The following is a 24,870-nucleotide window of genomic DNA, read 5'->3' as shown; positions in this document are numbered from 1 at the left end:
TCTGGGTGCGTAAATAATGCCGTTTATTTTGCCTTTGGTAGACTGATGCCAGCATTATGGGCATAAACCTTGGCAACTGCGGCATCGTCCTCACGGCCAAGCCCTTGCCCGGCAGCAGCGACAAATTGCTGCAAAGCAGCGGCGGCCAGAGGCGCAGAAAAATTCGACCCCTTTGCCACATCCAACACAATGCCAAGGTCTTTGAGCCAGATATTTACTGCGGAATGTGGTGTGTAATCACCATCAACAACGTGCGGTGCACGATTTTCAAACATCCAGCTGGTGCCGGCGCATTTTGAAATCACCTCGACAATGCGCGCCGCGTCGACGCCCTGGCTAATGCCAAATGTCAGCGCTTCGCCCATGGCCGCGATATGCACCCCGGCCAATAGCTGGTTAACCGCTTTCATCGCCGATCCAGCACCAGCCTCATCGCCAAGCCGGTAAACAGTTTGGGTAATGGCATCAAGCGTAGGTTTTGCCGCGTCAAAGCTTGATGCGCTGCCGGACGCCATCATGGTGAGCGCGCCCTCGGCCGCCTTTACTGAGCCGCCAGATATCGGGGCGTCAAGATATAAGATTTGGAACGTGTCGCATCGTGCAGCCAGATCACGCGCCAGATCAGGTGCCACGGTTGCACAAGAGACCACCACGCTACCCGGGCGCATATGCGGCACAATGCCATTATCGCCAAACAGAATATCAACGGTTTGCGCACCGTTTAGCACCACTGAAACAACAACATCTGATTGCACGCCCGCATCGGCGACCACCGCCTGATCGCCGCCCTTGGCAATGAATTTGGACTGACTATCCGGATTGACATCAAATCCATAGACATGATGGCCGGCAGCTAGTGCCGAGCACGCCACGCCAAACCCCATTGAGCCAAGCCCAAAAACGGAAATCACTTGTTTTGACATGGTTATTAATCCTCGTGTTTCGCGCCGCCGCCTCAATTAATGGCAATATAGCGTTGGCCGCTGCGTTCGGTCATAGATGCGCCAAATTATAGCACAAACAACAATAGCACAGGAAAACCGCTGTGCTATCGAGGTCGCTAAACGCCGCCAACGAAGTTATGCAAGCCGCAATAAGAGGCAACCTAGATGCGCATTACGACGACGGGGCGGATTTCAATGGGGATTATTTAGCGCCAACTTGCGCCCATTCTGGAACCCATGTTGGATAGCTGGAGCATGCGCCAAAGGCAACGCAGCTGGCTAAAAGGACGATTGTTAGTGCAGATTTTTTCATAATTAACCCCTAATAAAGATAAAATTTGATTAGTGATTGGGTCACAGACTGGGGGTTAAAGTCAATAGATGAAACAGTAGAGATGCCGGTAATTCTCAAAATTGATACTATGATTATGATTGCTAAATTCCCGGTATCAGCGGGACACCGCTGCAGGCAGCAATAATCGACATTGCAGCAATCAAAGCCCCGACTTTGAGGGCTCTATCGACGGTGCGGATGACCGTGAATGGCTTTGACTGGCGTGTGTGACGCGTTTCTCGGATTGCATTCGTCGCTAAAAACAAAGTCATTCTCCCAACATTTTTTAAAAAAAATAGACATTAGAAAAGAGCTACAGCGTTGATGAAGTCACCGCAGCTTCTTTTGCCACTTTTTCAATCATCGGACGAGTGAATCACAGAATAGAGGGTTTGTGAATCTTAAAAGTGATTTTTTGCAAAAAAGGCCCCACTGCCTGGGGGAGGAAGGCAGTGAGGCCGGTTAGTCCAAATTCGGCTGGAGGAAATGAATTTGGGTGTCGTAGAGAGGTAAGGCCCGATGGCAATTCCTGATAACCACCGGACCCCCTCCCTAGGTGTTATTGTTTAGCGGTAAATCATTATGCAAAGAAGGCTTTCTTTTGCATGAATATGATGCGTTTTTTGCAGCGCCACCCAAAATGCCGCACTGCCGAGTTTTTTAAGGACTTATATACATAAATACACAAAGTAGGTTGCTATCGGTCCTCAATCACCAGAGTGCTATAGTCCATAAACCGCAACCAAGCATCAATAGGCAGGCAAACAACATTGTTGGTTGTTTTTATCTGTAAACAAAGTGCGGTTGTCAAAATGCTACAGTCCTAACAAAGCCTACAGCTAATTTGGCGCGGGCTTTTTTTGCAAAAAAATGTGAGAACACTTAATATCGAGTGATCAAGGGTGCGATTTCTTGCCCCCCCTCACCTTTACAGCAATAATGCAGTTGATTTTTGTGGGGCTAAACCCAACATCTACACAATGATCAGATTAATAATTTTAGCCGCTGTCGGCATCGCCATTGGATTACTTTTATCAAAGCTCTTCTCCAAGAAGAGTGATGATGTGGTTGATGGAAAGGTGCTAGACGCAGAAGCAAGACCAAGCAAGCCAAGCCTGCTGCCTGTTTTGTTATTTGGCGCGGTGATAGCTGGCATTGTGTTCTTTGTGTTGCCACGATTTGGTATCAGCGTCATGGGCTTGCTTCAAAAACTGCTCGCTTTCTTGCCATTGATCAGAGGTTTTCTGCCTTTTTAAGCAACCGCCAACAATGTCTCGCATTTTTTTGAAGCTATTTTTCGCAGGGATATTATATACCCCCGCTGTAGCCCCAAGCAAATCTTGAGACCATAGAAATACTGTAACCATTGAAAAAGATGGCGATTCCGGGAGGACTCGAACCCCCAACCTGCTGATTAGAAGTCAGCTGCTCTATCCAGTTGAGCTACGGAACCTTTTAAAAGATGCGCTTGGTTGTGCCGGTTTTTACCAGCTTTGTCCAGACGGGATTTGCCTTAGGGTCTTCACCCCCGAGATCCCGTTTTCAGTGTGTCCACGCACCATTTCGGGTAAAGGCGAAATTATCGGCGTAGGCCTTTGGCTTTACACGGCGTGATTTCGGTGCTTGCACCACATAGTCAATGTTGTTCGCCTCGGCATAGGTGACCGCCGATTCCATATCAGGAAAATATATCCGCACCTGACGCGCCGTATCAGATGATGATTGCCACCCCATTAAATGATCGGGTTTGGCTGGGCTTTTGCGCGTATAGGCCAGAACCCATTCACACCCGCGGCTAATTTTGGTTTTACGGCCCGATTGCATCGCCGTTTTGCTGGGTTTGTAAATTTTTGCGGTCATTTCAGCCTCGATCGTTTTAAACAGCGCCAATACCGGCAATGTGATATTTATAGGTTTAAATGCTGCGCACGAAAAGCCTAATTTTATGATGCGGCACGGCCGACAATCGCGATGACAGCGATAATCGCCTTCCGGCTCGGCCTGTTCTGTATTATAGCTGTATCTGTGTTCTTATTTTGTTTTGTTACAGGTTTTTTTTCGTGGCTTTTGGTTCAGTTCTTTTCAATAAATCCTACTCCATTCTGCAAAAAATTAGGTGGCTTGGCCTGCTGTCAAAGACCAAGCGTAGCCAGAGAATGACACAGCTGGTTGCCGCAATCATGTCAAGGTGCGACACCCAGAAACCGGTGATCATAGATGTTGGTGCGAATGTTGGTCTGTTTACCAAGGCGTTTGTGGCGGCGTCCAATAAGCCAAAACTCGTGCTGGCAATCGAACCATCGAATTACGTCTATTCGATCTTGGAAATTGTGACCTCAAATCTGTCTGCTGTGCGCTGCCGTAAACTCGCGCTCAGTCATCAGGATGCAGAGGTTCAGTTAAAAACGCCGGTGAAAAAGTCAGGGTCACTTCGGGTTGGGCTTTCGCATATCGGGGGCGGTGATAGTGCGCACGCATTTATTGAGACGGTAACGGCACGACGGCTGGATGATGTGCTCAGTGATGAGGCCATCACGAATGTTGACATCGTTAAAATTGATGTAGAGGGCGCGGAACAATTTGTGCTGGATGGTGCGCCCAACCTATTACATCAAATGCGGCCAATTTGGTTTATTGAGCTGGTATAGGGGCGCGCCGACAATTTTGCCGGCTCAGCTGCTGATATCTTTGCGCAATTTATTGGCGCTGGTTATGATGCTTATGTGTTGACTGACAGTTATGGCTGGGATCAGGTTTCAGCTATTGGCGAGGCTACGGATTATTTGTTTGTACCGTCCAAAGCCTAGCTCCAACCCCAATCCTGTCCAGCGCTCCTGCGGTTTGGTGATGTCAAACAGAGCTTATGGAGTTGCAGTGATGATCTTGATGCCGCAAACTTTCAATATCTAATCAGGCGTCTAACTGGGTGGCACAAGTGATGAATGGTAAGAAACCCATTTGGGAAAGATTAGGCACCAGCCTGAAAATGGGACTGCAGTTTTGTCCAGAGGCCGAATGGTTGCCGCATGATGATATTTTCGGCAATAGCCATAGCAGAGTCCAGCAGATAGCCCTTAAAAATAAGTTATTTGATGAAGTTTTAGGTGATGTGTTTGCGGCCATTGATCTTGGTGATGATGCGTCGCAGGAATGCTGGGAATTGATAACTGCATATGCACAAGATTATTTGGATATATCGCTGCCGGCCCGCGGTGATCTTCACCCTTTAGAAGCTGCCGCGCGTTCAATTCCAGAAGATCTGGCGATTATAAGTCCGGTGATGACTGCTGGTGCAACAGAACCTGATTGGGTTCTAAGTGCGGGCGCCATCGCCTTTCCGGCGCATTGGGTTTTAACCGACAAAATCGCAAAGCCAATGTCGGCTGTCCATGCGCCGGTTCCAGATTATGACAAGAGATTAGAGACGCCGGTTAATAGGTTTTTTAATAACATGAAATCAGGCCCAATCAGCTGTCGCTTCAATTGGTCTTTGCAAATAGATCAAAACCTTTATACCCCGCAGCGGAGCGCCCGTCCGAGTAGCGATAACGCCACCAAAATCGATGATATTTTTGTCCGCATTGAACGGCAGACACTGCGCAAATTGCCAAAATCGGGGCATATTCTATTCACCATCCGCACCAATCTTGAATCGCTTGGCGATTGGGTGGGGGTTGAGGGGGCGTTGGCGTCGCTTGGACAGTTGCTCGAGGATTTGCCGGACGCGCAAAGGCACTATAAAGGGGCGTCACTGTATCTGGATGCTATCCGCCGCGCTGCTGGAATACCCGCCGCCCGCAAATAACAGCTAGATATGCGCCTAACGCCAGAGTAATGGCCGAAAGCGCGACTTGACCCGTCGTTGTTGCGGAACTGAGCGGTTTAAATAGCTGCCGGTAACGCTGAAAAAACCGATAATGATGAGGGTTATCAGAATGAAATAGACTGCGACGATCGGATAAGGAACGAACGGGTTAAAGGTTTTTTCGGCAAAATATGACGCGTAATAAAGCGCATCACCTTCTTGGCGCCATGCCGGAAAGCCAGAGAAAAAGACCAATGTCGTTGAATGGAACAGAAATATCGCTTCGTTCATATAGGCAGGCCACGCAAGGCGCAGCATGTTCGGAAACATAATCCGGCGGAATATTTGGAATTTGGTCATCCCGCTAGCGCGTGCAGCCTCGATTTGCCCATTTGGTACAGCCTGCATAGCGCCCGAGAAAATTTCACTCGAATAGGCGGCAGTATTGCAAAACAGCACAAAAAGTGCGCCTGCCCATGCTTTTGTCAGCCAGCCTGTAGTTGCATCAATAACAACAACGCCAAGGTCAAGCGTGAGCCCAACCTTTGGCAAAAGCACGAAGGTCTCATAAGCAAAGAAAAACTGGATAAATAATGGCGAGCCTCGAAACAGAAACACAAATCCAGCCGCCGCCACGCGCAGGATGGCAGGCGGGCTTGCCCGACCAAGTGATAAAAAGACCGCAAACCAAAAGCCAAATCCGGTTGCCAAAATGCCAAAATAGACATTCCAGATTAGCCCAGAACCGATAAGCACCATCTGTTCACATAAGGTAATATCGGTTTTAGGTAAAAGTCGCTCACCGATTCCAATGGCGCGCAATCCATAGGCTTGGATCGTTTCAAAACAACTGCTCATGCCCTTAGACCCCGCCTCGAAGAGACGTTTTGCCAGCACTGGCAATCGTCCCCTGCCCGTGGCTCAATCGTGCCATGAGACGCTTATATGCGGCCTCACTGACGGAGGTAAGGCCAAGATAGAAGATCAGTAGAAATGCGAAATAATATAATCGCCAATCCGGATGAGGATAGGCATAAATACCAGTCTTGGAACTGCCAAGCTCGCGCGCCCAATAGACGATATCCTGCAAACCCAATAGGAACAAAAGCGGCGTTGCTTTAATTAGAATTTGCCAGAGGTTAGATAGGCCGGGCAAAGCAAAGACCCACATTTGCGGCACCAATATTCGGCGGAAAATTTGCGAATCCGTCATGCCGAAACTGGCACCTGTCTGAATTTGCGCGATGGGAACAGCCTTAAAAGACCCGACCAGCACATTGCCGGCAAATGCACCAAATACAATGCCAAACGAAATGACGGCAAGCCCAAATCCATAGACGCTATGCCAAATTGGTGCAGCAGTGGAGAGCGGCAATTTCGCGGCACTGCAGACGATGAAATCATTGCCCTGCCAGACCCCGCCCGGTTGATCAGGGCAAATCATAAGATAACGCAGATATTCAAAAGCCTGATCGAGCGCAATAGGTACAAACAGGAAAAACACGATGTCAGGAACGCCCCGCGCCAGCGCAACATAACCCCGCCCCGGAAGCGATAAAAACGGTGACGCTGACCGACTGGCAACCGCAGCAGCAAATCCAAGACCTAGCGCAACGGGGGCAACGACCGCAATAAGCAGCAGGACTAAAAAGAATGATCCAAAAAATGTGAGATGCTTCGGCGTTGTCAGATAACAGGCAAACCAATCAAAACCGGAAAGCAGCGAAGGATCGGTACAGACGGAAAACATAAGGCCCGCCTAAATCGCGCCGGCCGCAGCGCAAAACGAGGTTTTCCAGTCACTCTTACGCCGGACAGGTACCCCGGCCAACATATAATTGCTGGCCGGTTCTGTGATGTTAGAAGATTTGGTCATTAGTAGGTTTTGACGTCAGCACCGAACCATTTGACCAGCAATTTGTTCAATGAGCCGTCTTGTTTCATCGATTGGATCGCCTTGTTCATCTTTTCCTTTAGCGCGCTATCAGACTCGCGAACGCCCATGCCGATACCGTCGCCAAGATAGACTTCGCCGATCTGAGCCAGCTTGCCAGCAGATTCTTTAATGATTGGTGCAAGATAATCGCTATCAGCAAGCACTGCATCAGCCTCGCCATTGCGAACCGCAGCGATCGTCTCATCAGGTGTTGCAAATTCAACAAGGGTTGCCCCACTAGCCGCCACATGACCAGCTTGAATTGTGCCGGTTTGTGCGGCGATAACACCGCCCTTAAGGTTCACATTAGACCCCGTAAGCGCGACGTAAAATGATGGTGCAGGCGGATAATAAGCCTCGGTAAAATCAATAACCTTATCGCGCTCGTCAGTGATCGACATCCCGGCAATGATGGTGTCATAGTTTCCTGCTAACAGGTTCGGGATGATTGAGTCCCACTCATTTACCACCCAAACGCAGGTAAGGTTTGCGCGTTTGCACAGCTCATCACCAAGATGGCGCTCGAACCCATCAACTTCTTTTTTGTCATTGATAAAATTATAGGGAGGGTATGCGCCCTCTGTGCCCATACGGATTGTGTCGGCATTTGCAATATTGATGCTAAGTGCGGCCAGCACACCGGCAAATAAAAGTGATTTCATCGTTACACTCCTGATTGTTGTGGTTTATTCCGCAATAGTCCCGATACAGCAAAAGGTGACACGCGTTATAAATCTATCTAGCAGATTTATTGTCAATTGTAACAGCAGAACGCAAAAACTGACTTAATCTTGACGATTTTGGTGCGGTGAACATATCGGCCGCATTGCCCTCTTCTTCAACCAGCCCTTCATGTAAAAAGATCACATGGTCGGAAATATCGCGAACAAGCTGCATATCATGTGTGACCATGATCATCGTGCGGCCATCACGCGCCAGCTGCAAAATCACCTCGACAACTTCGGCCTCAAGCTCTGGGTCAAGGGCGGATGTTGGCTCATCAAACAGGATAACCTCGGGGTTCATCGCCAATGCCCGCGCAATGGCGGCACGTTGCTGTTGACCGCCTGACAACATTGCAGGCCAAGCATCCGCCTTATCAGCAATGCCAACCTTGGCCAATAATTCGCGCCCGATCTCGCGCATATCATTGCGGTTTTTGCCAAGAACGGTTACTGGCGCCTCGATCACATTGTCCAAGATCGTCATATGTGTCCAAAGGTTAAATTGCTGAAACACCATTGCAACACGTTGGCGAAGTGCCCGAACCTGCGCCTTGTCGGCGGGATGCCTATTCTCACCCTCGGCCTGCCAGCGCAATGCCTCACCGCCAAAAATAATATCGCCGCCCTGACTAGTTTCCAAAAGATTAGCACAGCGCAATAGCGTCGATTTTCCAGATCCCGATGATCCAATAATCGACGTTACCGTTCCCGGCTTTGCGGTAAGGCTAACCCCGCGCAGGACGGCCAGCCCATCATAGCTTTTATGAATATCCCGCAGTTCGAGACTATTTTGTTTTTCGATTGGGCTACTCACAAAAACTTCATCCTTTTAAGACGGTCACTTGGCGGAATTTGGTGAATAACGACTGTCGCCCTTTTGTAAAAGCCACATTCATCCAAGTTTGGCAAGGCTGATTGTCAATTACCACTATGATTAGGCCATAGTTACGGGTCTCGGATCTAGCCGGCACTCCAAAACAAAAGACAGCGTAAACAAGCGAGCGTAAAAAGAAACGAGCGGACAAATCACCTCGTGATGCGCAATAAGACAGCAAAATCAGACGGCAGACTGTAGCAGCAATAAAAGAGATATTTGGGAAATGGTCGGAGTGGAGAGATTCGAACTCCCGGCCCTCTGGTCCCAAACCAGATGCGCTACCAGGCTGCGCTACACTCCGACGCTGCTTTCATATCCCCCCTGTTACGGAATTTCAAGCATTCATCGCGTGCAAAATACGATTTATTTTACTTTTTTTTATGAAGCTGCAGGATTTTACTCACTGACAAGCGGAAGCTGGAGGCGCGTCCCTGCCCCAAGGCCCAACCGGCTCGCCTCACCGTCGCCAATTTCCAAAACATATTTTGCAGGTATCTTTGATCGGCGCGGCGTTAGGCTATGGGGCGCGGCGTTGGCAATTGTCGTGACGAGCCTGCCATCAGCCGCAAAAAACAGCATATCAAGCGCGATAGGCGTATTTTTCATCCAGAATGACCGCGGCGCCGCATCTTCAAAGATGAACAGCATACCGCTTTGCGGCGCCAATGGCGGGCTGAACATCAGCCCAAATCTGTGCTGTTCAGGCGTTTGGGCAAAGCGTACATCAAACTTTAAGGGCGTCTGCTGTCCACCCTGCAACAGCATTATACTGCCGCTGGTATAATCGGGTGCCCTTAAAACATCATCCGCGGCAACTGGTGCTAGCCATAGGGCCTGCAACAGCAATATGACGAGGCCAAGCCATCTACATCGCAGAAATTTTACCGCAACGCTGGCTGACGCCATCCCAGAACGGCACAAGCACATAACCGATTGATCAAACCCCGGCCTAGCCAACGGCAACATAGCCAATCAACAGCAGTAACGCCAGCAACCCCGCCTGTATCAACACCGCGCGGCCGCTTACCGTTGGGCCGGTTAAGGGGCTGTGCATGATCCGGTCAAGCGTATCCCAGATTGCGTTGATAAAGCCGCGCATCTGACACAAGAAACTGCCCCATACCAGCATTATGCCGCGCAGCAGTGGCAGGCCAACCGCCGGTGCCAGCCGCCGGTAAAACCAATCAGAATTCAATACAGTAGATTTCAACTCAGGCGGATATATCTTAAACGTCATTAAAAATGCGAATGCGAGTATTGAAAATATCAACAATTGTGACTGCGCAAGTACATGCCCCGCATCATAAGGGTTGTAATCGATATTGTAAGGTAAAATGGAGTAGAATACCGACGGTAGAACCCCAATTAAAATACACAAAGCACCAGCCATACCCATCGCAACAAGCATGCCAAGCGGCGCTTCTTTAACATGATGACCACCATCATGACCAAAAAACGCAAAATAGGGAATTTTGATACCAGAATGATGCAGAACGCCTGCTGAAGCGGCTAACAAAATCAAGTAGGCGAACGTCAAGCCCTCGTATCCGAGTGACGACATGATAAGAGACTTTGCTGCAAAACCACTAAAAAGTGGGAATGCTGAAATGGACATAGCACCAATGATGCAGAAGATGCAGGTCAACGGCATCATCTTATATAATCCACCAAGCTCAGATGCCTTTATCGTTCCCACTCTATAAAGTACCGCTCCCATACTCATAAAAAGGAGGCCCTTGTAAATAATGTGCGCGAAGGCATGTGCCACCGCACCATTGATTGCTAGCTCTGTTCCAACACCAATCGCAACAACCATGAACCCAAGCTGATTGTTCAAACTGAAAGACAGAACACGCCGCATGTCATTTTCAATAACCGCAAAAAATACAGGGAACATCGTCATAATACAGCCAATGACTATGAGAATGTCCGTTCCAGGAAACCCTCTTGCTAATGCATAGATAGCTAGCTTTGTTGTGAATGCAGAGAGCACAACGGTTCCAATAACGGTCGACTCTGGATAAGAGTCTTGTAGCCAACCGTTGAGCAGTGGGAAGGCAGCCTTTATCCCAAACGCTATAAACACTAACCAAGCCCCAATCGAGTCAAGGCTCATTCTTTCGAACGCGAGTGATCCATTATCTTGAAAGAGTAAAGCGGCACCGCTTAGAAGGAACATCCCAGATAATACTTGAATGATTAGATATCTCATTGCTGACTGTTTGGATTGGAGGGAACCACTTGTCAGAATCAAAAAGACAGAGGTAACCGCAGTCAATTCCCACCAAATAAAGAGCGAGAACAAGTCCCCCGCATGGATCGCAGCGATGGCAGCGCCTGCATAAGCCAAGCCACTGCAATGTTCTAAAGGTTTTGGTTCGTGCCATCCGTAGATTACGTTCAGTGCGGCTGCAATGTGGAACACGATAGAGAAAGGCAGAGTAAGGTGATCTGCCCTGTTTAAAATCAAATTGAATCCAGAAACCTCAACTTCCCAGTGAACACCGGAGCCGGCTGTCATAGAAAAAGCGGATATGGCTATAACCGAAAGTAGACAAAATTGCCGGTAATGGTGTGGCACAAAGGCTATCGGCATGGCCAGAACGACCATGATTAACCCGGGCGGGATGTTTGTAAACAGGTCAGCCATTGTTGTAGTAATCCTCTTTACGCATGATAAGTTTTCTGAGAACTATCCCACCCAAAACAATGGCGATACAGACAACAAACGCATATAGAGCAGGAAAAAAAACCAGTGCTTCTATTTCGACTTCAGCGTGGCGATGAAAAACGAACTCCAGAACTAGCAATATCAGAGATAAAATGATCAAAACTAGTTTTGACCTCGCGCCCATGATTTTTAAATTAGTTGATATATCGTTTTTCATTGCTGCCCTCTGCTCGCAAGTATCGCGAGGTCTAAAAATATTTCGTCATAGAAAAACAAACCGATTGAGATTAATGCGGTGAGAACCGGTGGTATCACCACGAGGGGATAAAATTTCACCTCGACATTTTTTGTTTTTTCTCGAAAAAATGCCCGCGATAAGGGCTCTAGGAGGTAATATATGTTCAACAGCGACGACAGCCCCAAAACCGCAAGGATTACAAGGTAGCCAGCTTCAACCGCACCAACCATCAACATGAATTTCGACCAGCTGCCGCCAAGTGGTGGAATGCCGATAATAGACAATGCGCCAATGAAAAAGGCGGCAAACACCCATGGCATCTCGCGCCCCTGCCCGTCAAGTTCAGAGATTTTTGTCAGATGGGCCTGCACATAGATCGCACCAGCGCAGAAAAACAAGGTAATCTTACCTGCCGCGTGCATGACAATATGCAAGGCCGCACCCTGCACCGCCAGCGAGGATGCAATCGCCGCTCCCAAAATAATATAGGATAGCTGGCTGATCGTTGAATAGGCCAAGCGGGCCTTGATATCATCCTTGGTGATTGCCACCATGCTCGACGCCAGAATGGTAAAAGCAGCAAGCCAAACAAGCCAGTCCGCCGCGCCAGTTTCGGCCAGAAAATCAATGCCAAACACATAAACAACAACGGTCAGAATGGTAAAGACACCGGCCTTAACAACGGCAACCGCGTGCAGCAAAGCCGACACCGGCGTCGGTGCCACCATCGCGGCTGGTAACCAGCGGTGGATCGGCATCAACGCAGCCTTGCCAACGCCAAAGGCAAAAAGTCCTAACAATATTGGTGCCATCGCCGGATCAATTTGCCCTGCAAGATAGCCGCCGGGCCTGAAATCTAGGGTTCCTGTGCTGAACCAGACCCACACAACTGCGGGCAGTAACAGCACCACAGATGTCCCGACAAGGATGCTCATATAGAGCCGCCCCGCGTTACGGGCAATGGCACTTTCTTTATGTGTTACAAGCGGATAGGTCGAAAAGGTTAGAATTTCATAGAAGATAAACAGCACCAGAAGATTGCCCGACCACGCAACAGCCATCGCGGCGTGAACAGCAACGGCATAAAAGGCGGCAAAACGCGTCTGATATTTTTCGTGATTGCCACGCATATAGCCAACCGTATAGAGCGCGGCAAGGATCCAGAGGCCGGAGGCAACAAGACCAAAAATAGCCCCAAGCGGCGTCACCGCGAATTCGATCGCCAGACCTTCGGCAATTTGGGCAACAAACAGGCGCGGCGTTTGACCGTCAAGAACCGCCATCGCAACTTCAAGGGCGGCGATAAAGGTGATTACACCGCCAATCGGGCCAGCAGCATCGCGCCAGACGTGGCGAACCGCCAAAAATGGGGTCAATAGCGCGACGACAAGAGGCGCCAACAATCCAACCAGCATTGCAGTTTGAAGTGACATCATGCCCCGCCTCCTAACAAAGCTGTCGAAGCGAAGCGCGCCGCAGCAACCAGCCAGCTTGCATCAATGCCAAACCATATATTGCCAAAAGCAACAATCCAAAGCGGCAGGTAAATCGCCGGATTTTCCACTAGTTTTGGTGATCGTACTGGTGCGGGCTGCATCCACATGACCTCCATGATCTTCCAAAGATAGACGACTGACAGGGCGCTGCTGATCAGCACAAGTGCCAGAATGAGGTATGATTCGGTCTCAAGAATTGCCCTTACCAGATAGAGCTTTGAGATAAAGCCAGCGGTTAGTGGCAGTCCGGCAAGGCTAAGCCCACAAATCAGAAACGCGGTTGCGGTCAACGGCATCCGGCGGCCAATGCCGGTTATATTGTCCAGACTGGCCCGTGCACCAAGCGCCGCAACAAATCCGCCAATCGCCATAAAAATACCGCCTTTGATCAGCGCGTGATTACCGATATGGATAAAACCGGCGCTGATCCCGGCTGGCGTTGCTAGCCCAAGACCAAGCGCGATATAGCCGATTTGTGCCACCGATGAATGCGCAAACATCTTTTTAATATCGGCCTCGTAAATCGCCATGATCGTGCCGACAAAGATGCCGCCAATCGCCAATGGAACAATTACGTTCGTCACCGCAATATCAACAATCTCGGGGACGCCGCCAAAAATTGTGAATAGGATTCGCGCCAATACATAAAGTGCGGCCTTGGTGGCGATCGCTGCAAGCAGAGTTGACACCGCTGACGGGGCGTAGCTATAGGCGGCGGGTAACCAGATATGGACCGGGAAAATTGCCGCTTTCACCAACATGCCGGCAACCATGAAACCAAAACCGACATATAGCACCGCATTGCCGCCGGCTTCGGGAATACGGGCGGCCATGTCACCCATATTCAGCGTACCGGTCATCGCATATATAAAGCCAACGCCGATCACATAAAAGGTGGCACCAACCGCACCGATCACCAGATAATGATAGCCAGCAACAAGCGCACGCCGATCAGTGCCAGCCCCCATGCCGATCAAAATTACTGACGATAGCGCTGATATTTCAAGGAAAACAAACAAATTAAAGGCATCAGCCGTCAGGACGAGGCCAAAAAGACCGCCGCTTACCAGCATCCATGCGGAATAGAATTTTCCACTGTCTTTATCGTTAATTTCGCTTGCAACAAGCCGGCGCGCTGCCAACGTGGCAAGAAATCCAAGGCCGGTCATCACCACAAGGGTCAAGCTAGTTGCAGAATCTACAACAAATTCAATGCCCCATGGTGGCTCCCAATTACCGAGGTGATAACTGATACGCACACCGGTCTCGGTGATCGACTGCAGCATCAAGGCCGCAATGAAAGAACTGCCCGCCCCGATCAGCGTTAACATCCAAGCAAGATGAGCCGATGGTAAAAGCGCGCTAACCGGTGCTAGTAACAACGGCACCACAACAAGCAATGCGGGTAAATTCGTAATAATAGCGGCCCCCATTATTCTGCTGCCTCACCTGTTGGACGTTTTGGCCGTGGCAAAGATTCACGTGCCTTGGCTTCGATGATTTCATCTTCTTCAATAGTGCCAAAGGCTTCGTTGATACGAAGGATCAAAGCAAGACCCAGCGCGGTCGTTGCAACCCCAACCACAATCGCGGTCAGAATCAAAACATGCGGCAATGGATTTGAATATAATGTGTCAGGATTACCATCAAGAATTGGCGCCGTGCCACCCGCCACCTTGCCAAGAGATATGTAGAAAATAAAAACCGAAGTCTGGAAGATCGACAGCCCGACCAGCTTTTTGATTAAGTTTGTGCGGGCGATCACCAAAAACAAGCCAATCATCATCAAAATGACGACGATAATATGGTTCCAGCTTCCTGCTAATTGCTCAATCATTTTGCGCGATCCTCATCAAAACCTGCAAACGCATGGAACAATGCCAGCATGACGCTTGTTACAGTCAGACCAACGCCAAATTCGACAAGGATAATGCCGATATGCTGGCCCGATGCGACCGATCCGGTAAGCGCGGTATAATCCAGAAAAAGCCCGCCTTTGGCCATCGAGACGATACCAACCGCGCCGTATATCGTCACGCCAAGCGCCATCATCCACAGGTTGACCCGGGCCGAAATAACCTGACGTCCCGCCTCTAGCCCAAAAACAAGCGCGTGAAGAATAAATGCAGCGGCAATAATTACCCCGGCCTGAAACCCGCCGCCGGGGCCAAAATCGCCATGAAACTGCACGTAAAGTCCAAACATGATGATGGGCGCAAACAGAATTTTAGCAACAACGCGGAACACAGGATTTTGTTTCATACCTTGCTCCCTTTCGGCGTGGCCGATGATGATTTCGACTTGCCGCCATCTTTTTTCGCCGACCCAGTTTTCGCCGGGATGGGGTTTATCCGCCCGGTTCGGGTGAATCCCGCCAAGAGCATCAAAACACCAAGACCGGCAGTAAAGACAACGATCGTCTCGCCAAGCGTGTCAAAGCCGCGATAGCTAGCCAAAACTGTGGTCACAACATTAGGGATATGAAGCGCGCTGCCACTTTCAGCGAGATAACGCGGCGCAACATGCTGGTGAACCGGTGCCATTGGATCGCCAAGAGTTGGCAAATCAAACACCGCTAATAGTAATAATGCCCCTGCCCCGACGCAGATCAATCCCGCCAGCAAATTGCGATTCTGGCTTGGTTTTTCGTCCGCTGGCACATAAGCCATCGCGGCAAGGAACAACACTGTCGAAATACCTGCGCCTACCGCGGCCTCGGTGAACGCAACATCAACCGCGTCCAGATTGACAAACATCGCCGCTGACGTCAGCGAATAGGCGCCTGACATGACAATAACCGCGTAAAGACGGCCCGAGCGAACCACCATAACTGCGATAAGGACCAGCAGCGCTAGCAAAAAGATATTAATGATTAAACCGGCCATTATGATTTCCTTTTCGCGCTAGCCGCTGACGCTTTGGTGCCGGTATTCTTGACTGAAGCATTTTTCGCTGAACCATTTTTCGTTGGCCCATTTTTAACTACAGGCGCGGCCGGTGCTTTTTTGATGAGGTCTCGTCCAACAGGTTTTACCCCCATCTTATGCGCAACCTGCGCGACCGCATGCGTTGCAATTGGGCTGGTGAAAAATAGGAAAACACCAATAAGCAGCAATTTAACACTGACAAGGCTATAGCCTTGATGGATTACCATACCCAGAATAATAAAGCTGGCCCCGGCAGTATCAATCATCCCTACCGCATGGATTCGGCAAAAAACATCTGGAAGGCGAATAAGGCCAAGGCTGCCAATCAATAACGCAATCACGCCAATGGCAATTGATAGGCCGGACAGGATGGTGATGAGCATATCCATCATTTCGACCCCGCGGAATTATCACCAAGCGAGCCTGTGCTGAAAATCTTTAAAACCGCAAAGGTGCCAATAAAATTCAAAATCGCGTAAAGCAGCGCGATATCGACAAATTCTGGGCGTCCCATCACAAACCCATGCAGTGAGATGCCAAGAATAATCAGCGTGCCAATCGCATTCACGGCAAGCACACGGTCAAAAGCTGTTGGCCCTAATGCAGTCCGCACGAGCGCCATCACCAAACACACCGCACAGGCGATCATCGCAACAATCATCATCATTTGGCAGGTTTCCTAGCTGCGTTTCTGGCAGGCTGAAGTGCGATATTTGCTGTATCGCCCTCAAGCGCGCAATTGCGCTGATCCATATCGCCACCGCGCACATCATCGCCAAATTGCGGATGAAGCGCATGCACTAAAAACCGGCTTGGCCCTGTTTTAGCCTCGTCAATGTCAACTGTTACAGTGCCGGGTGTAAGGGTAATGGAATTAGCGTAGTTGGCGAGGCCTGCCGCGGTCTTCTGATTGGCCGGCACCTCAAATAACTCTGGATCCGATGTTCCGCGCAGGATGATTTTGGCGGTGGCAATATTTGATGAAATGATTTCGCCGATTAGCCACACCAGATAGGCAGGTAATTTGGAAAATAAATGGGTTGGAAGCCCCTCACGGTCAATTGCCCCAATGCGTAGGCTAAGCCAGGCGCAAAGCAAGCAACTCGCGACGCCAAGCCCAATCAACAGGCCGTTATAATAGCCCGACATCAGCAGCCAACCGGCCAAGAGAGTTATGAACAAGATCAGGAAACGCATAAGATTTGGGGGATCACTTTCTCGAGAATACGTTTTTTTTTGTGTAAACCAGCGAAGAGCCTAGAGGGGTTTTTTCTGGGCTTCAACACCCGAACTTGAAAATAATCATTTTTTTAACAAAATGAATAATTATTAAAAAACCGCTGCCAATTTTTATGGAAATCAAACGCAAATGGCTTGTTTTTGGCCTATCCTCGGGCTATGACAACAACAGGTCTAAATTGATTTTAAGAATGTCGGGGGATCCACCAATGGCTTCATCAGCGAATAAACCACGCCCAGCCCACGTGCCTGAAGAAAACGTCTATATGTCAATGCACTGGCTCATTGTCGCCACTTATGTTTCAGCAGCAGTTTCGGTGTTTTTGTTAATCACCAAAGCCGGATAATTTTAACAGCTCACGCGGGAACCAGATTTTTGGACGCGCTTTATCAGAAACAGATTCTGGAATTTGCTAAACTATCGCGAACGCGTGAGCTAGACCCCACAGCACCGTTTCAGGCCAGCCGTGACAACCCTACCTGCGGTGACCGTGTTGATGTTTCTTTCACGCTGGATAATGGCGCAATCAGCCAGATCGGTATCAAAGTCCGCGGCTGTGCGTTATGCGAGGCTGGTGCGGGGCTGTTAATTGAAAATTTTGCTGGGATCACGCCTGCTGATGCCAGCCAGATGACCGCTCAATTTGCCCAATGGATTGGCAAAGAGCAAGATAACCCACCCAATGAAGATATGGCAAAATTTATGCCGGTGCGCGATATCCGCAACCGGCATAAATGTGTTCTCTTGGCATTTCATGCAGCCACTGAGGCACTAGATCAAGCCTAGTCATGCCCCCCGTCGTAACGGCTAGCAGCGATAGGCTTATTCGGGGCGTACAGAAACCTTGCCGAAAACCCACAGCGCCACCATCAGCGCAAGCGGAAAGCCAATTACGAGTAAAACACCTACAGTCGCGTTCATTATGATCTCCCAATCAGAATAATGGTCGAGTTATAGCGGTTCTAACGTTGATGGCAAGGGTCAATTATGCTGCGAGCCAGTTTGTCGCGGATACGGCCCCACCTCGCCTGTTACGGCGCGTCGCAGGTTTCACCATCGCAACATGGCATGACATTCATTCGGCAATGCGCACATTGGCCGTGACCATGCACCCAGACGATATTTTCCGGCCGCCCACAAGACGGGCATTGCGGCTGCAAAATAGGGTTTGCGCTTACCGCTGATTTACTATTTGGATGATTTGCGTTTCGTTGATCAGTCATTCTGCCACTTTGCCTCACCCTTTTTCCTAAACCCCGACCCTAGAGGGCGCTGAAAACGCCGCAGGAAATGATCAGATATAATAATCTGGCGCGCAAGCCAAAAGCGGGGCGAAAACGCGGCAAAATATCATGGGGAATTATAGTGGAGACAAGATTTGGCATCCCGTAGGGGATTCGAATTATTTTCTATAAGCTATTAATAAAGATAATTTTCTTTATAGGTTTAATTATATATCAGTAGTTTAGAAAACTAATTAGATATCTAACTACAACTCACTGCAACTAACCTTAATTGACAATAACACCGGAAAAAGGTACCTATTTAGTGATATAGGTACCCATTTGGTGAGATTGTGCATTAGTTATGCTCAAAACAGACAATGAAGTTCGCGCTGCAAAATGCGAGATAGATAAGCCCTATACGGACTTCAGCTGCGGAGGAAATCTACAGCTAAGGGTTTACCAATCTAAACGCAAAACTTTCAGATCAAGATTGAAGCGCAACGGTAAAGTTAAGACGCTTGATCTTGGCGGTTACAGCCCTTCTGAGCTGACCTTTGCAGTGGCTAAGCGCAAACACGAACTTGCAAAGTCATATTTTGCGGAAGGCTATTCTGTTGATCAAATAAGGTCTGCGCTGAAACTCGGTGATAATGCGGTAAAGTTCGATTCCGCCATAAAGGCAGCGTCTAACCGAAACGGCAAATACACATTTGCCGAATTTGCACGCATCTGGTGGGATAATAAAGCTGTTAACAAAGAATGGGGATCAGATAAGGTTGCGAAGCAAAATTGGGCGTATGTTGAAAATCACGCCATTCCTGTTCTTGGGAATAGGTCAATTTCAGAAATTACGCGTAAAGACGTGATCTTTATGCTTACAGCTGACAATAAGTGGGAAAACAAGAACCCGCTTATGAAAAAGGTGTGGCGCAACACACGCCAAATTTTCAGCTTGTCTCAAAGCACCAGATTTGAGCTCAGGCTGGATAACCCTGCAGATATAAATTTAAGTGATGAGGCGATGCGTGTTGCCCATTATGAAAAGCCCAGAGGCTTTGTCGACTATGCCCGCCTCCCCGAGATATACAGCCGCTTAACCCAAATCAAAACAAGTCCATCCCAAGTTCTTATTTGGTTGATGCTATCCGCAGTGCGGCCAGAAAATGCTGCAGAGGCCGAATGGTCTGAGATCTATGGAGATGTTTGGGAAATACCCGCAGACAAAATGAAGGGAAACAAAAAAACAAAGCGCCGCTTTAAATGTTGGATATCCCCCGCTATGCGTAAAGTGCTTGAGGTAATGGCGCCTCAAACTGGGTCGGGTAGATACATATTTGTAAATTCCAGAGGTGAAAAAATCGATAATGATGCGCCAAGACGAATGTTGCAAAGAATTCTCAGCAAAGACGAGCTTGTAGAATGGCGGCATTCTGACTCGCCAGACATACCAACAGCGCACGGGATGAGGCATTGTTTTAAAACTTGGGCATCAGAGAACGGCTACCCTGATGAAATGTCTGAAGCTCAATCAAGCCGCAGCCTGCGCGGCGTTGGAAAAACATACGACCATTCTGTTTCAGTTGAGCCAAGAATAACAATGATGACCCATTGGGATGCTTTTTTAAGGGGGGCAAAATGAGTTCAGCTAATGTGAAAATCAACCCCTTTAAAGATGTTGAAGGTGACCTTGCCAAGGTAATAGGTCTCTATTCAAAAAGAGAACTATCCACAGAGGCACAAATTTTCTTTGCATCTTTGCTTTATGCAAAAGTTCGCAGTCATATCTCTAAGCCGCCCCCGGGCATTGTTGTGAAGGGCAAGCAGAGAGATGCCCAGATAGACAAACTAGAGGCTGCGGTTAAAAAACTAAAAATCGCTATTGAAAACCTTGACCCTACAGCAAGATCCTATTTTTCAACTACATTTCGGGTAAACGAAAACGAGAAAAATGAGATTTGGCCGAATGAACTGCTTGATAGCTGGGTTTTGGAAATTTCCAAATTTAGGGCAGCAACCTCAGCTTTACCGCGATCTGGAGCAAGCCCAGTTGGCTTAGCCCTTGCCCGCGCCTGTTTCCAAACCTTTACGGAACATATGAAGATGCCCCCAACGAAAGGCATCAGCAGCGGCACCAAATTTGCCCAGTTTGGACAAGATTGTGCGTCAGTTTTGTTTGCTGATGAACTGGACTTTGTTTCCGCTGCGCGGCAGTATTATGACTTACGAAACCAAGGCGCACTCAAATGACCAACAAGCTTGCCTCATCACTACCCTACTGCAATGTTGTAGGTTATTAAAAATAGGATAGTAAATCCAAGCGAGAGGGCAGTAACAACTGGGGACATTGCAGCCTAGAAATCGACTATGTTGTATGTTTTTGACTTATTTTGACTATATTTAGTGGTTAAGTTATTTGTTGTCAAACACGGCTTTCAAAGAAATTGAGTTGGATTGTGACAGTCGCTCCGCCCCTACGGAGCTAGCCTTGCAATGACACTATTCCAACCACAAAACCGTCACAATATCAGCGCAGCCTCAACGCTGAACCTAACGCATTTTCTCCCTAAACTCGGCCAGCCTTTGCGCTGGCCTTTTTTTGTGGCAGGATTTTTTTAAAAATGGAGGAAGCGATGCCAAAAGGATACATAGTGGTCTCATATCGAGACACTCCAAATGATCAGAATCTAAGCGAATATGCTCCAAAAGCTCTGGAAGCTATGACAAATGCTGGTGCTAAATTCATAGCTAGGGGGATGCCGGTGGCTACCTTTGAGAATGGTATTCAGCAGCGGACGGTTATTATTGAGTTTGTAAGCACCGATGCAGCTCGAGCTGCTATCACAAGTGATGCTTATCAGGCTGCATTTGCGCTACTAGGTGATGTCGAGCGTGATGTCAGAGTGATTGAAGGACTTGAATGACCCGCACCCTGCTAACAGCCATATTCCTGACCCTGTTAAGCCAGACGGCTTCGGGTGAGCCCAACCGATGACTGAAATCATTAATGACATTGTCGCCCAGATAAACCAGATAGTTTTTTGGCTTAAATTCACTGTTTATTTGGTATTGAGCATTTGTGTTGTCTGGCTAATTGGCTTCATCAGGCGAAATCTTGGTTTAGACAATCACTCTATTGAATTGAAGCGTATCAGGCGTATCCTAGAACGCCAGACTTCAGACAAATAGACTTTTTAATATTCCGCCCCCTAATCAACTCAGCCGCTGCCTTTAGAGCCTCGACATACGTATCACCAACGCTCGTAGCCAATTTCACCTTCGCCGTGCCCCAAGAGAATCCTGAAACGAACCCCAATAGCAAGGTCACCAGTTCCATAGGACAACGTTGTGCTTCATCAAAAAAACAAATAACTGACAAATAAATGTAACATTACTGAGCCATCTTTAGTTTGCAGGTGCGCTTCCTACCCCCGCGCATTTGTTTTTCTTCAGCCTCGGCCAGCCTTTGCGCTGGCCTTTTTTTGTGGCAGAGTATTCAAAAAGGAGAGGGGTTATGGTTACTGCGATACTGAAGTTTGAAATAAGAAATACATTCGCCGAGTGGGAGCAGGCTTTCTACTCACATCAGCCAATCGCGCGCGCCGCAGGTATGTTTGAAATATATCACGGCCACGCACCAGATGATGAAAAAAAGGTTTGTGTGGTGCTTAACGCGCTCAGCCCAGAGCATATGCAAAAATTTATTGAAGCTAACGGTGCCAAAATGGCGGATTCTGGTCACATTTTAGAAACAACTGTTTCAGAAATCTATGTTAACTAGCCCTGACTAGCGGTCGGGTGAACCTTGGTGTTCATCCCACCCCTAAACTCGGCCAGCCTTTGCGCTGGCCTTAACTCTTCAAGGCCCAATTGTATCTTGTTAATAACGCGGTTTGACTGCCGATGCGTATTTTGCCCAAAACATCTGAATAAAAGTGTAAAATTATAAAATGTCAAAATTTACAATTTATAGATTTACACTATTTTCTTTTTAGATGACTGAGCCGTGTGCTAAAAAAACTAATCAATAGTCACTTAACCCATCAGGAGGCGCGTATGATTTTTAACCAAGAGGTGAAAAAATGGGCTACAGACCTTCATATTTTTCTGCATAAAGCGGAAGAATTTCTGTCGAAGTCCAATTCTGTGGAACATTTTGTCTCAAACGTTTTCGAAAATTTTGAGCAAAAACCGCAATTTTTATCAAATGATGAGGCCGAAGAAATGCTTGTGGAGCTTTGGGCCGCACACATTGATGGACGATTAGCGTGAAGATTTCGGCACAAAACACAGCGCTTCACACAAAAAAAGCTTAACTGACAAATAAATGTAACATTACTGAGCCATCTTTAGTTTGCAGATGCGCTTCCTACCCCCGCGCATTTGTTTTTCTTCAGCCTCGGCCAGCCTTTGCGCTGGCCTTTTTTTGTGGCAACATTTCTCAGGAGGACGTGGGCAATGCTTAAAGATCATAACAGATTTAATTATTCGGGTATTTCGACAAGATCTTCTTTTGAATGGCCGGGCGGGAAACGCATAGCCTTCTACATCGCTTTAAACATTGAACATTTTCCGTTTGGTGAAGGTGGCGGCATCGACTTAGATCGTGAGACCAAGCCTTGGAGCCAAAGAAGCTGGCTGTGGCGCGAGTATGGAAACAGAGTGGGTGGGTGGCGTTTAGCAGATCTGTTCGACGACCTTGAAATGAATGTTGGCGTTATCGTGAATGCAGCTAATTACTCTCACAGCCCTGAGCTTTTGGAACGCTACCGCAACCGCGGTGATGAAATGATCGGCCACGGGATCTCAAACGGCACCGCAAGGCCCATTGATATGACCATTGAGGAAGAGACTAAAATGGTCGCTGAAGTAACAGAAATAATGACCAAGGCCGATGGTAAGCGCCCCAACGGGTGGTTGTCCTCTTACCTCACTCCAAGTCAAAAGACGCCAGATATCTTGTCCGCTGCCGGTTATGAATATTTGTTAGATTGGGGGCTCTGTGATGAGCAGCCCTTCTGGATGAAAACTGATAACGACGAAATTTTAACTCTTCCCTACCCGATAGAACTTAATGATCAGCCAGCAATAGTCGGACGCCGAGTTTCAGCTGAGGAATACGCAAATATGATTATTGATCAGTTTGATGTTCTGATGGATTTAAAGGGGCCACAACCGCTTGTTTTCCCGCTATCGCTTCATTCATTTATTGTTGGCCAGCCCTTCAGACAAAAACACTTAAAAAGAGCACTCGATCACATTTGTAAAAGGCGTGATGAAATCTGGATTACGACACCAAACGAAGTTTCTAGGTTCTACCGTAAACTACCACTAGATAAGCAACTGAAGCAGTAATGACCCGCATCGTACTCACAGCCATATTCCTAATACTGTTCAACCAGACGGCTTGGGCGCATAAGTGCGTGTTAAGCGGTAATACTGCGGCTGAAATTACTGCGTATAACTCTTGCAAGAATGACCTTGCAACTGGCGCTGCTGGACACGAGGACCAAAAGCTAAAAGAACAGATTGCTGCATTAGAAAGAGAAAACGAACGCCTAGAACGTAGGCTCCTTATGCTGAGAGAACGTTTGCTAAACTTACTCAGGTTAACAGACTAGGGCTTTGTGCCTTGTTGTCTAGCAACCAATCCGTTGCAAGCCTCTCATCTTAATGTATAACGGCGCTCAATTGCTATAACAGCGGGGGTTACTAGCAGCCAGCCTTGGCGCTGGGTGCTTTATGTGACAGGTTAACTGATAGAGAGGAACGCTAATGAAACCGACAAGCTTAAAGAACTTTGCCAAGATGGCGGTCAAAGCAGGCGACGTTATTTACAGCGTAAATGATGCCAGTGATAGCGTCTATTTAGTGCATTCTGGTTCAGTTCAGATAGAGAGCAAACAGGGAATGGTCCTCGGCGTTTTAAATGAAGGTGAATTGTTTGGCGAAGTCGGCCTCATCACGTCAGAACCAAGAACCGTAACTGTTAGGGCAAAGACCAACGCGATGCTCATCAAGTTGGATGAGCCGGTATTTAGAGCAAAAATGGCTCAAGCTGACCCAATATGCAATGCAATTATTCGAGGGCTTGCGTTGAGGATAAGTGACGCAAATGCGCTTGCAGAAAAATACTGGAGAGAACTGAATATTTATAAATCTATCGAAAAAAGTTAGAAAAATATATAAATTTCAATTACCTATTTGCACGCATTAAGCTGCTACGGAGTTGGTGTAATAGGGAGCGTCAATCGAGGCCGGCCTTTACGCTGGTTTTTTTTCGTTTTGCTGACCAGCTGTCTGCACCGGAAAATGAAAAAAGCCAAAATACTCAAAATTATATTAACAAGACTTATGAGCCAAACTCTGTTAGTACGCGTTAACTCTTCTAATTTAGAGCGAGGGTAAGTGGCAAGTAGTCAATAATGAAAAGCCGCTTCCCTATAACAATGAC

The 24,870-nt window shown here is 48.1% G+C and carries 31 protein-coding genes and 2 tRNA genes; 12 read left to right on the top strand and 21 right to left on the bottom strand.

The features are described from left to right. Positions 1-23 precede the first annotated feature (23 nt). Positions 24-923, bottom strand: coding sequence for an L-threonate dehydrogenase (gene ltnD / locus AB8881_00870; protein ID XDZ63477.1), 900 nt, complete (start codon positions 921-923; stop codon positions 24-26). A 456-nt stretch (positions 924-1,379) separates the two neighbouring features. After that, on the bottom strand, positions 1,380-1,550 hold the full coding sequence (locus tag AB8881_00865) for a hypothetical protein (protein XDZ63476.1): 171 nt from the start codon (positions 1,548-1,550) through the stop codon (positions 1,380-1,382). Positions 1,551-2,180: 630 nt separating this feature from the next. On the opposite strand from AB8881_00865, the gene AB8881_00860 reads away from it, so the two are divergent. Further along, on the top strand, positions 2,181-2,534 hold the full coding sequence (locus AB8881_00860) for a hypothetical protein (GenBank protein XDZ63475.1): 354 nt from the start codon (positions 2,181-2,183) through the stop codon (positions 2,532-2,534). A gap of 120 nt (positions 2,535-2,654) precedes the next feature. Here the strand turns inward: AB8881_00860 and AB8881_00855 are convergent. Together AB8881_00855 and AB8881_00850 are read right to left on the bottom strand one after the other, a co-directional pair. Next, positions 2,655-2,731, bottom strand: a tRNA-Arg gene (locus tag AB8881_00855). Positions 2,732-2,820: 89 nt separating this feature from the next. Beyond that, positions 2,821-3,138 carry an ETC complex I subunit gene (locus AB8881_00850; GenBank protein ID XDZ63474.1) on the bottom strand — a complete coding sequence of 106 codons (318 nt, stop codon included), beginning with the start codon at positions 3,136-3,138 and terminating at the stop codon, positions 2,821-2,823. Between the two features lie 296 nt (positions 3,139-3,434). Between AB8881_00850 and AB8881_00845 the strand changes: the two genes are divergently transcribed. Both AB8881_00845 and AB8881_00840 read left to right on the top strand, forming a co-directional pair. After that, positions 3,435-3,926, top strand: a complete 492-nt coding sequence (locus tag AB8881_00845) for an FkbM family methyltransferase (GenBank protein ID XDZ63473.1) — start codon at positions 3,435-3,437, stop codon at positions 3,924-3,926. Positions 3,927-4,216: 290 nt separating this feature from the next. Continuing rightward, a complete protein-coding gene (locus AB8881_00840) occupies positions 4,217-5,083 on the top strand; it encodes a DUF3445 domain-containing protein (protein XDZ63472.1) in 867 nt (288 codons plus the stop codon). Positions 5,084-5,098: 15 nt separating this feature from the next. Here AB8881_00840 and AB8881_00835 read toward each other — a convergent pair whose 3' ends face one another. The 16 genes from AB8881_00835 to AB8881_00760 all read right to left on the bottom strand — a co-directional run bounded on the left by AB8881_00835 (position 5,099) and on the right by AB8881_00760 (position 17,150). Then, positions 5,099-5,941 (bottom strand): ABC transporter permease subunit, encoded by an 843-nt coding sequence (locus AB8881_00835; GenBank protein ID XDZ63471.1) that lies wholly within the window; start codon positions 5,939-5,941, stop codon positions 5,099-5,101. Between the two features lie 4 nt (positions 5,942-5,945). After that, positions 5,946-6,833, bottom strand: coding sequence for an ABC transporter permease subunit (locus AB8881_00830; GenBank protein XDZ63470.1), 888 nt, complete (start codon positions 6,831-6,833; stop codon positions 5,946-5,948). 125 nt (positions 6,834-6,958) lie between these two features. After that, positions 6,959-7,681 carry a transporter substrate-binding domain-containing protein gene (locus tag AB8881_00825; GenBank protein ID XDZ63469.1) on the bottom strand — a complete coding sequence of 241 codons (723 nt, stop codon included), beginning with the start codon at positions 7,679-7,681 and terminating at the stop codon, positions 6,959-6,961. 73 nt (positions 7,682-7,754) lie between these two features. Then, positions 7,755-8,558, bottom strand: coding sequence for an ATP-binding cassette domain-containing protein (locus tag AB8881_00820; protein ID XDZ63468.1), 804 nt, complete (start codon positions 8,556-8,558; stop codon positions 7,755-7,757). Between the two features lie 287 nt (positions 8,559-8,845). Further along, positions 8,846-8,922: transfer RNA gene (locus AB8881_00815), tRNA-Pro, on the bottom strand. A 95-nt stretch (positions 8,923-9,017) separates the two neighbouring features. Next, positions 9,018-9,527 carry a DUF192 domain-containing protein gene (locus AB8881_00810; GenBank protein XDZ63467.1) on the bottom strand — a complete coding sequence of 170 codons (510 nt, stop codon included), beginning with the start codon at positions 9,525-9,527 and terminating at the stop codon, positions 9,018-9,020. A 43-nt stretch (positions 9,528-9,570) separates the two neighbouring features. Continuing rightward, entirely contained in the window at positions 9,571-11,271 is a 1,701-nt protein-coding gene (locus AB8881_00805; GenBank protein XDZ63466.1) for a Na(+)/H(+) antiporter subunit D, read from the bottom strand. Next, positions 11,264-11,509 (bottom strand): hypothetical protein, encoded by a 246-nt coding sequence (locus tag AB8881_00800; GenBank protein ID XDZ63465.1) that lies wholly within the window; start codon positions 11,507-11,509, stop codon positions 11,264-11,266. The genes AB8881_00805 and AB8881_00800 overlap by 8 nt, the downstream gene beginning before the upstream one ends. Further along, complete coding sequence (locus AB8881_00795) at positions 11,506-12,966, bottom strand: proton-conducting transporter membrane subunit (protein ID XDZ63464.1); 1,461 nt, start codon at positions 12,964-12,966, stop codon at positions 11,506-11,508. Before AB8881_00795 ends, AB8881_00800 begins: the two co-directional genes overlap by 4 nt. Next, complete coding sequence (locus AB8881_00790) at positions 12,963-14,459, bottom strand: monovalent cation/H+ antiporter subunit D family protein (protein XDZ63463.1); 1,497 nt, start codon at positions 14,457-14,459, stop codon at positions 12,963-12,965. The genes AB8881_00795 and AB8881_00790 overlap by 4 nt, the downstream gene beginning before the upstream one ends. Beyond that, the gene (locus tag AB8881_00785) at positions 14,459-14,863 is read right to left on the bottom strand and encodes a cation:proton antiporter subunit C (protein XDZ63462.1); all 405 of its coding nucleotides are present in this window, start codon (positions 14,861-14,863) and stop codon (positions 14,459-14,461) included. The genes AB8881_00790 and AB8881_00785 overlap by 1 nt, the downstream gene beginning before the upstream one ends. Continuing rightward, on the bottom strand, positions 14,860-15,288 hold the full coding sequence (locus AB8881_00780; GenBank protein ID XDZ63461.1) for a Na(+)/H(+) antiporter subunit B: 429 nt from the start codon (positions 15,286-15,288) through the stop codon (positions 14,860-14,862). Before AB8881_00780 ends, AB8881_00785 begins: the two co-directional genes overlap by 4 nt. Further along, positions 15,285-15,911: a DUF4040 domain-containing protein gene (locus AB8881_00775; protein XDZ63460.1), complete on the bottom strand. Its 627-nt coding sequence runs from the start codon at positions 15,909-15,911 to the stop codon at positions 15,285-15,287. The genes AB8881_00780 and AB8881_00775 overlap by 4 nt, the downstream gene beginning before the upstream one ends. Further along, on the bottom strand, positions 15,911-16,345 hold the full coding sequence (gene mnhG, locus AB8881_00770; GenBank protein ID XDZ63459.1) for a monovalent cation/H(+) antiporter subunit G: 435 nt from the start codon (positions 16,343-16,345) through the stop codon (positions 15,911-15,913). Before mnhG ends, AB8881_00775 begins: the two co-directional genes overlap by 1 nt. After that, positions 16,342-16,620, bottom strand: coding sequence for a monovalent cation/H+ antiporter complex subunit F (locus tag AB8881_00765; GenBank protein ID XDZ63458.1), 279 nt, complete (start codon positions 16,618-16,620; stop codon positions 16,342-16,344). The genes mnhG and AB8881_00765 overlap by 4 nt, the downstream gene beginning before the upstream one ends. Further along, entirely contained in the window at positions 16,617-17,150 is a 534-nt protein-coding gene (locus AB8881_00760; protein ID XDZ63457.1) for a Na+/H+ antiporter subunit E, read from the bottom strand. Before AB8881_00760 ends, AB8881_00765 begins: the two co-directional genes overlap by 4 nt. A gap of 251 nt (positions 17,151-17,401) precedes the next feature. Between AB8881_00760 and AB8881_00755 the strand changes: the two genes are divergently transcribed. Together AB8881_00755 and AB8881_00750 are read left to right on the top strand one after the other, a co-directional pair. After that, positions 17,402-17,539 carry a hypothetical protein gene (locus AB8881_00755; GenBank protein XDZ63456.1) on the top strand — a complete coding sequence of 46 codons (138 nt, stop codon included), beginning with the start codon at positions 17,402-17,404 and terminating at the stop codon, positions 17,537-17,539. A gap of 29 nt (positions 17,540-17,568) precedes the next feature. After that, the gene (locus AB8881_00750) at positions 17,569-17,979 is read left to right on the top strand and encodes an iron-sulfur cluster assembly scaffold protein (GenBank protein ID XDZ63455.1); all 411 of its coding nucleotides are present in this window, start codon (positions 17,569-17,571) and stop codon (positions 17,977-17,979) included. A gap of 245 nt (positions 17,980-18,224) precedes the next feature. Here AB8881_00750 and AB8881_00745 read toward each other — a convergent pair whose 3' ends face one another. Beyond that, entirely contained in the window at positions 18,225-18,416 is a 192-nt protein-coding gene (locus AB8881_00745; protein ID XDZ63454.1) for a hypothetical protein, read from the bottom strand. A 364-nt stretch (positions 18,417-18,780) separates the two neighbouring features. Here AB8881_00745 and AB8881_00740 point away from each other — a divergent pair, with 364 nt between their 5' ends. From AB8881_00740 to AB8881_00710, 7 genes are all read left to right on the top strand, one after another. After that, positions 18,781-20,058: a tyrosine-type recombinase/integrase gene (locus AB8881_00740; GenBank protein ID XDZ63453.1), complete on the top strand. Its 1,278-nt coding sequence runs from the start codon at positions 18,781-18,783 to the stop codon at positions 20,056-20,058. Continuing rightward, positions 20,055-20,666 (top strand): hypothetical protein, encoded by a 612-nt coding sequence (locus AB8881_00735; GenBank protein XDZ63452.1) that lies wholly within the window; start codon positions 20,055-20,057, stop codon positions 20,664-20,666. The genes AB8881_00740 and AB8881_00735 overlap by 4 nt, the downstream gene beginning before the upstream one ends. Before the next feature lie 383 nt (positions 20,667-21,049). Next, positions 21,050-21,340: a DUF1330 domain-containing protein gene (locus tag AB8881_00730; protein XDZ63451.1), complete on the top strand. Its 291-nt coding sequence runs from the start codon at positions 21,050-21,052 to the stop codon at positions 21,338-21,340. A gap of 590 nt (positions 21,341-21,930) precedes the next feature. Next, the gene (locus tag AB8881_00725) at positions 21,931-22,197 is read left to right on the top strand and encodes a DUF3764 family protein (GenBank protein XDZ63450.1); all 267 of its coding nucleotides are present in this window, start codon (positions 21,931-21,933) and stop codon (positions 22,195-22,197) included. Between the two features lie 275 nt (positions 22,198-22,472). Beyond that, complete coding sequence (locus AB8881_00720) at positions 22,473-22,688, top strand: hypothetical protein (protein XDZ63449.1); 216 nt, start codon at positions 22,473-22,475, stop codon at positions 22,686-22,688. A 186-nt stretch (positions 22,689-22,874) separates the two neighbouring features. Then, a complete protein-coding gene (locus tag AB8881_00715) occupies positions 22,875-23,771 on the top strand; it encodes a polysaccharide deacetylase (GenBank protein ID XDZ63448.1) in 897 nt (298 codons plus the stop codon). Between the two features lie 420 nt (positions 23,772-24,191). Continuing rightward, a complete protein-coding gene (locus tag AB8881_00710) occupies positions 24,192-24,593 on the top strand; it encodes a cyclic nucleotide-binding domain-containing protein (GenBank protein XDZ63447.1) in 402 nt (133 codons plus the stop codon). Positions 24,594-24,870 lie beyond the last annotated feature (277 nt).

The sequence above is a fragment of the Alphaproteobacteria bacterium LSUCC0396 genome (assembly GCA_041228345.1).
In the GTDB taxonomy this organism is placed as follows: domain Bacteria; phylum Pseudomonadota; class Alphaproteobacteria; order Puniceispirillales; family Puniceispirillaceae; genus UBA3439.
The sequence above is the reverse complement of the archived record's forward strand: the minus strand, read 5'-3'. Positions and strand labels throughout refer to the sequence as shown.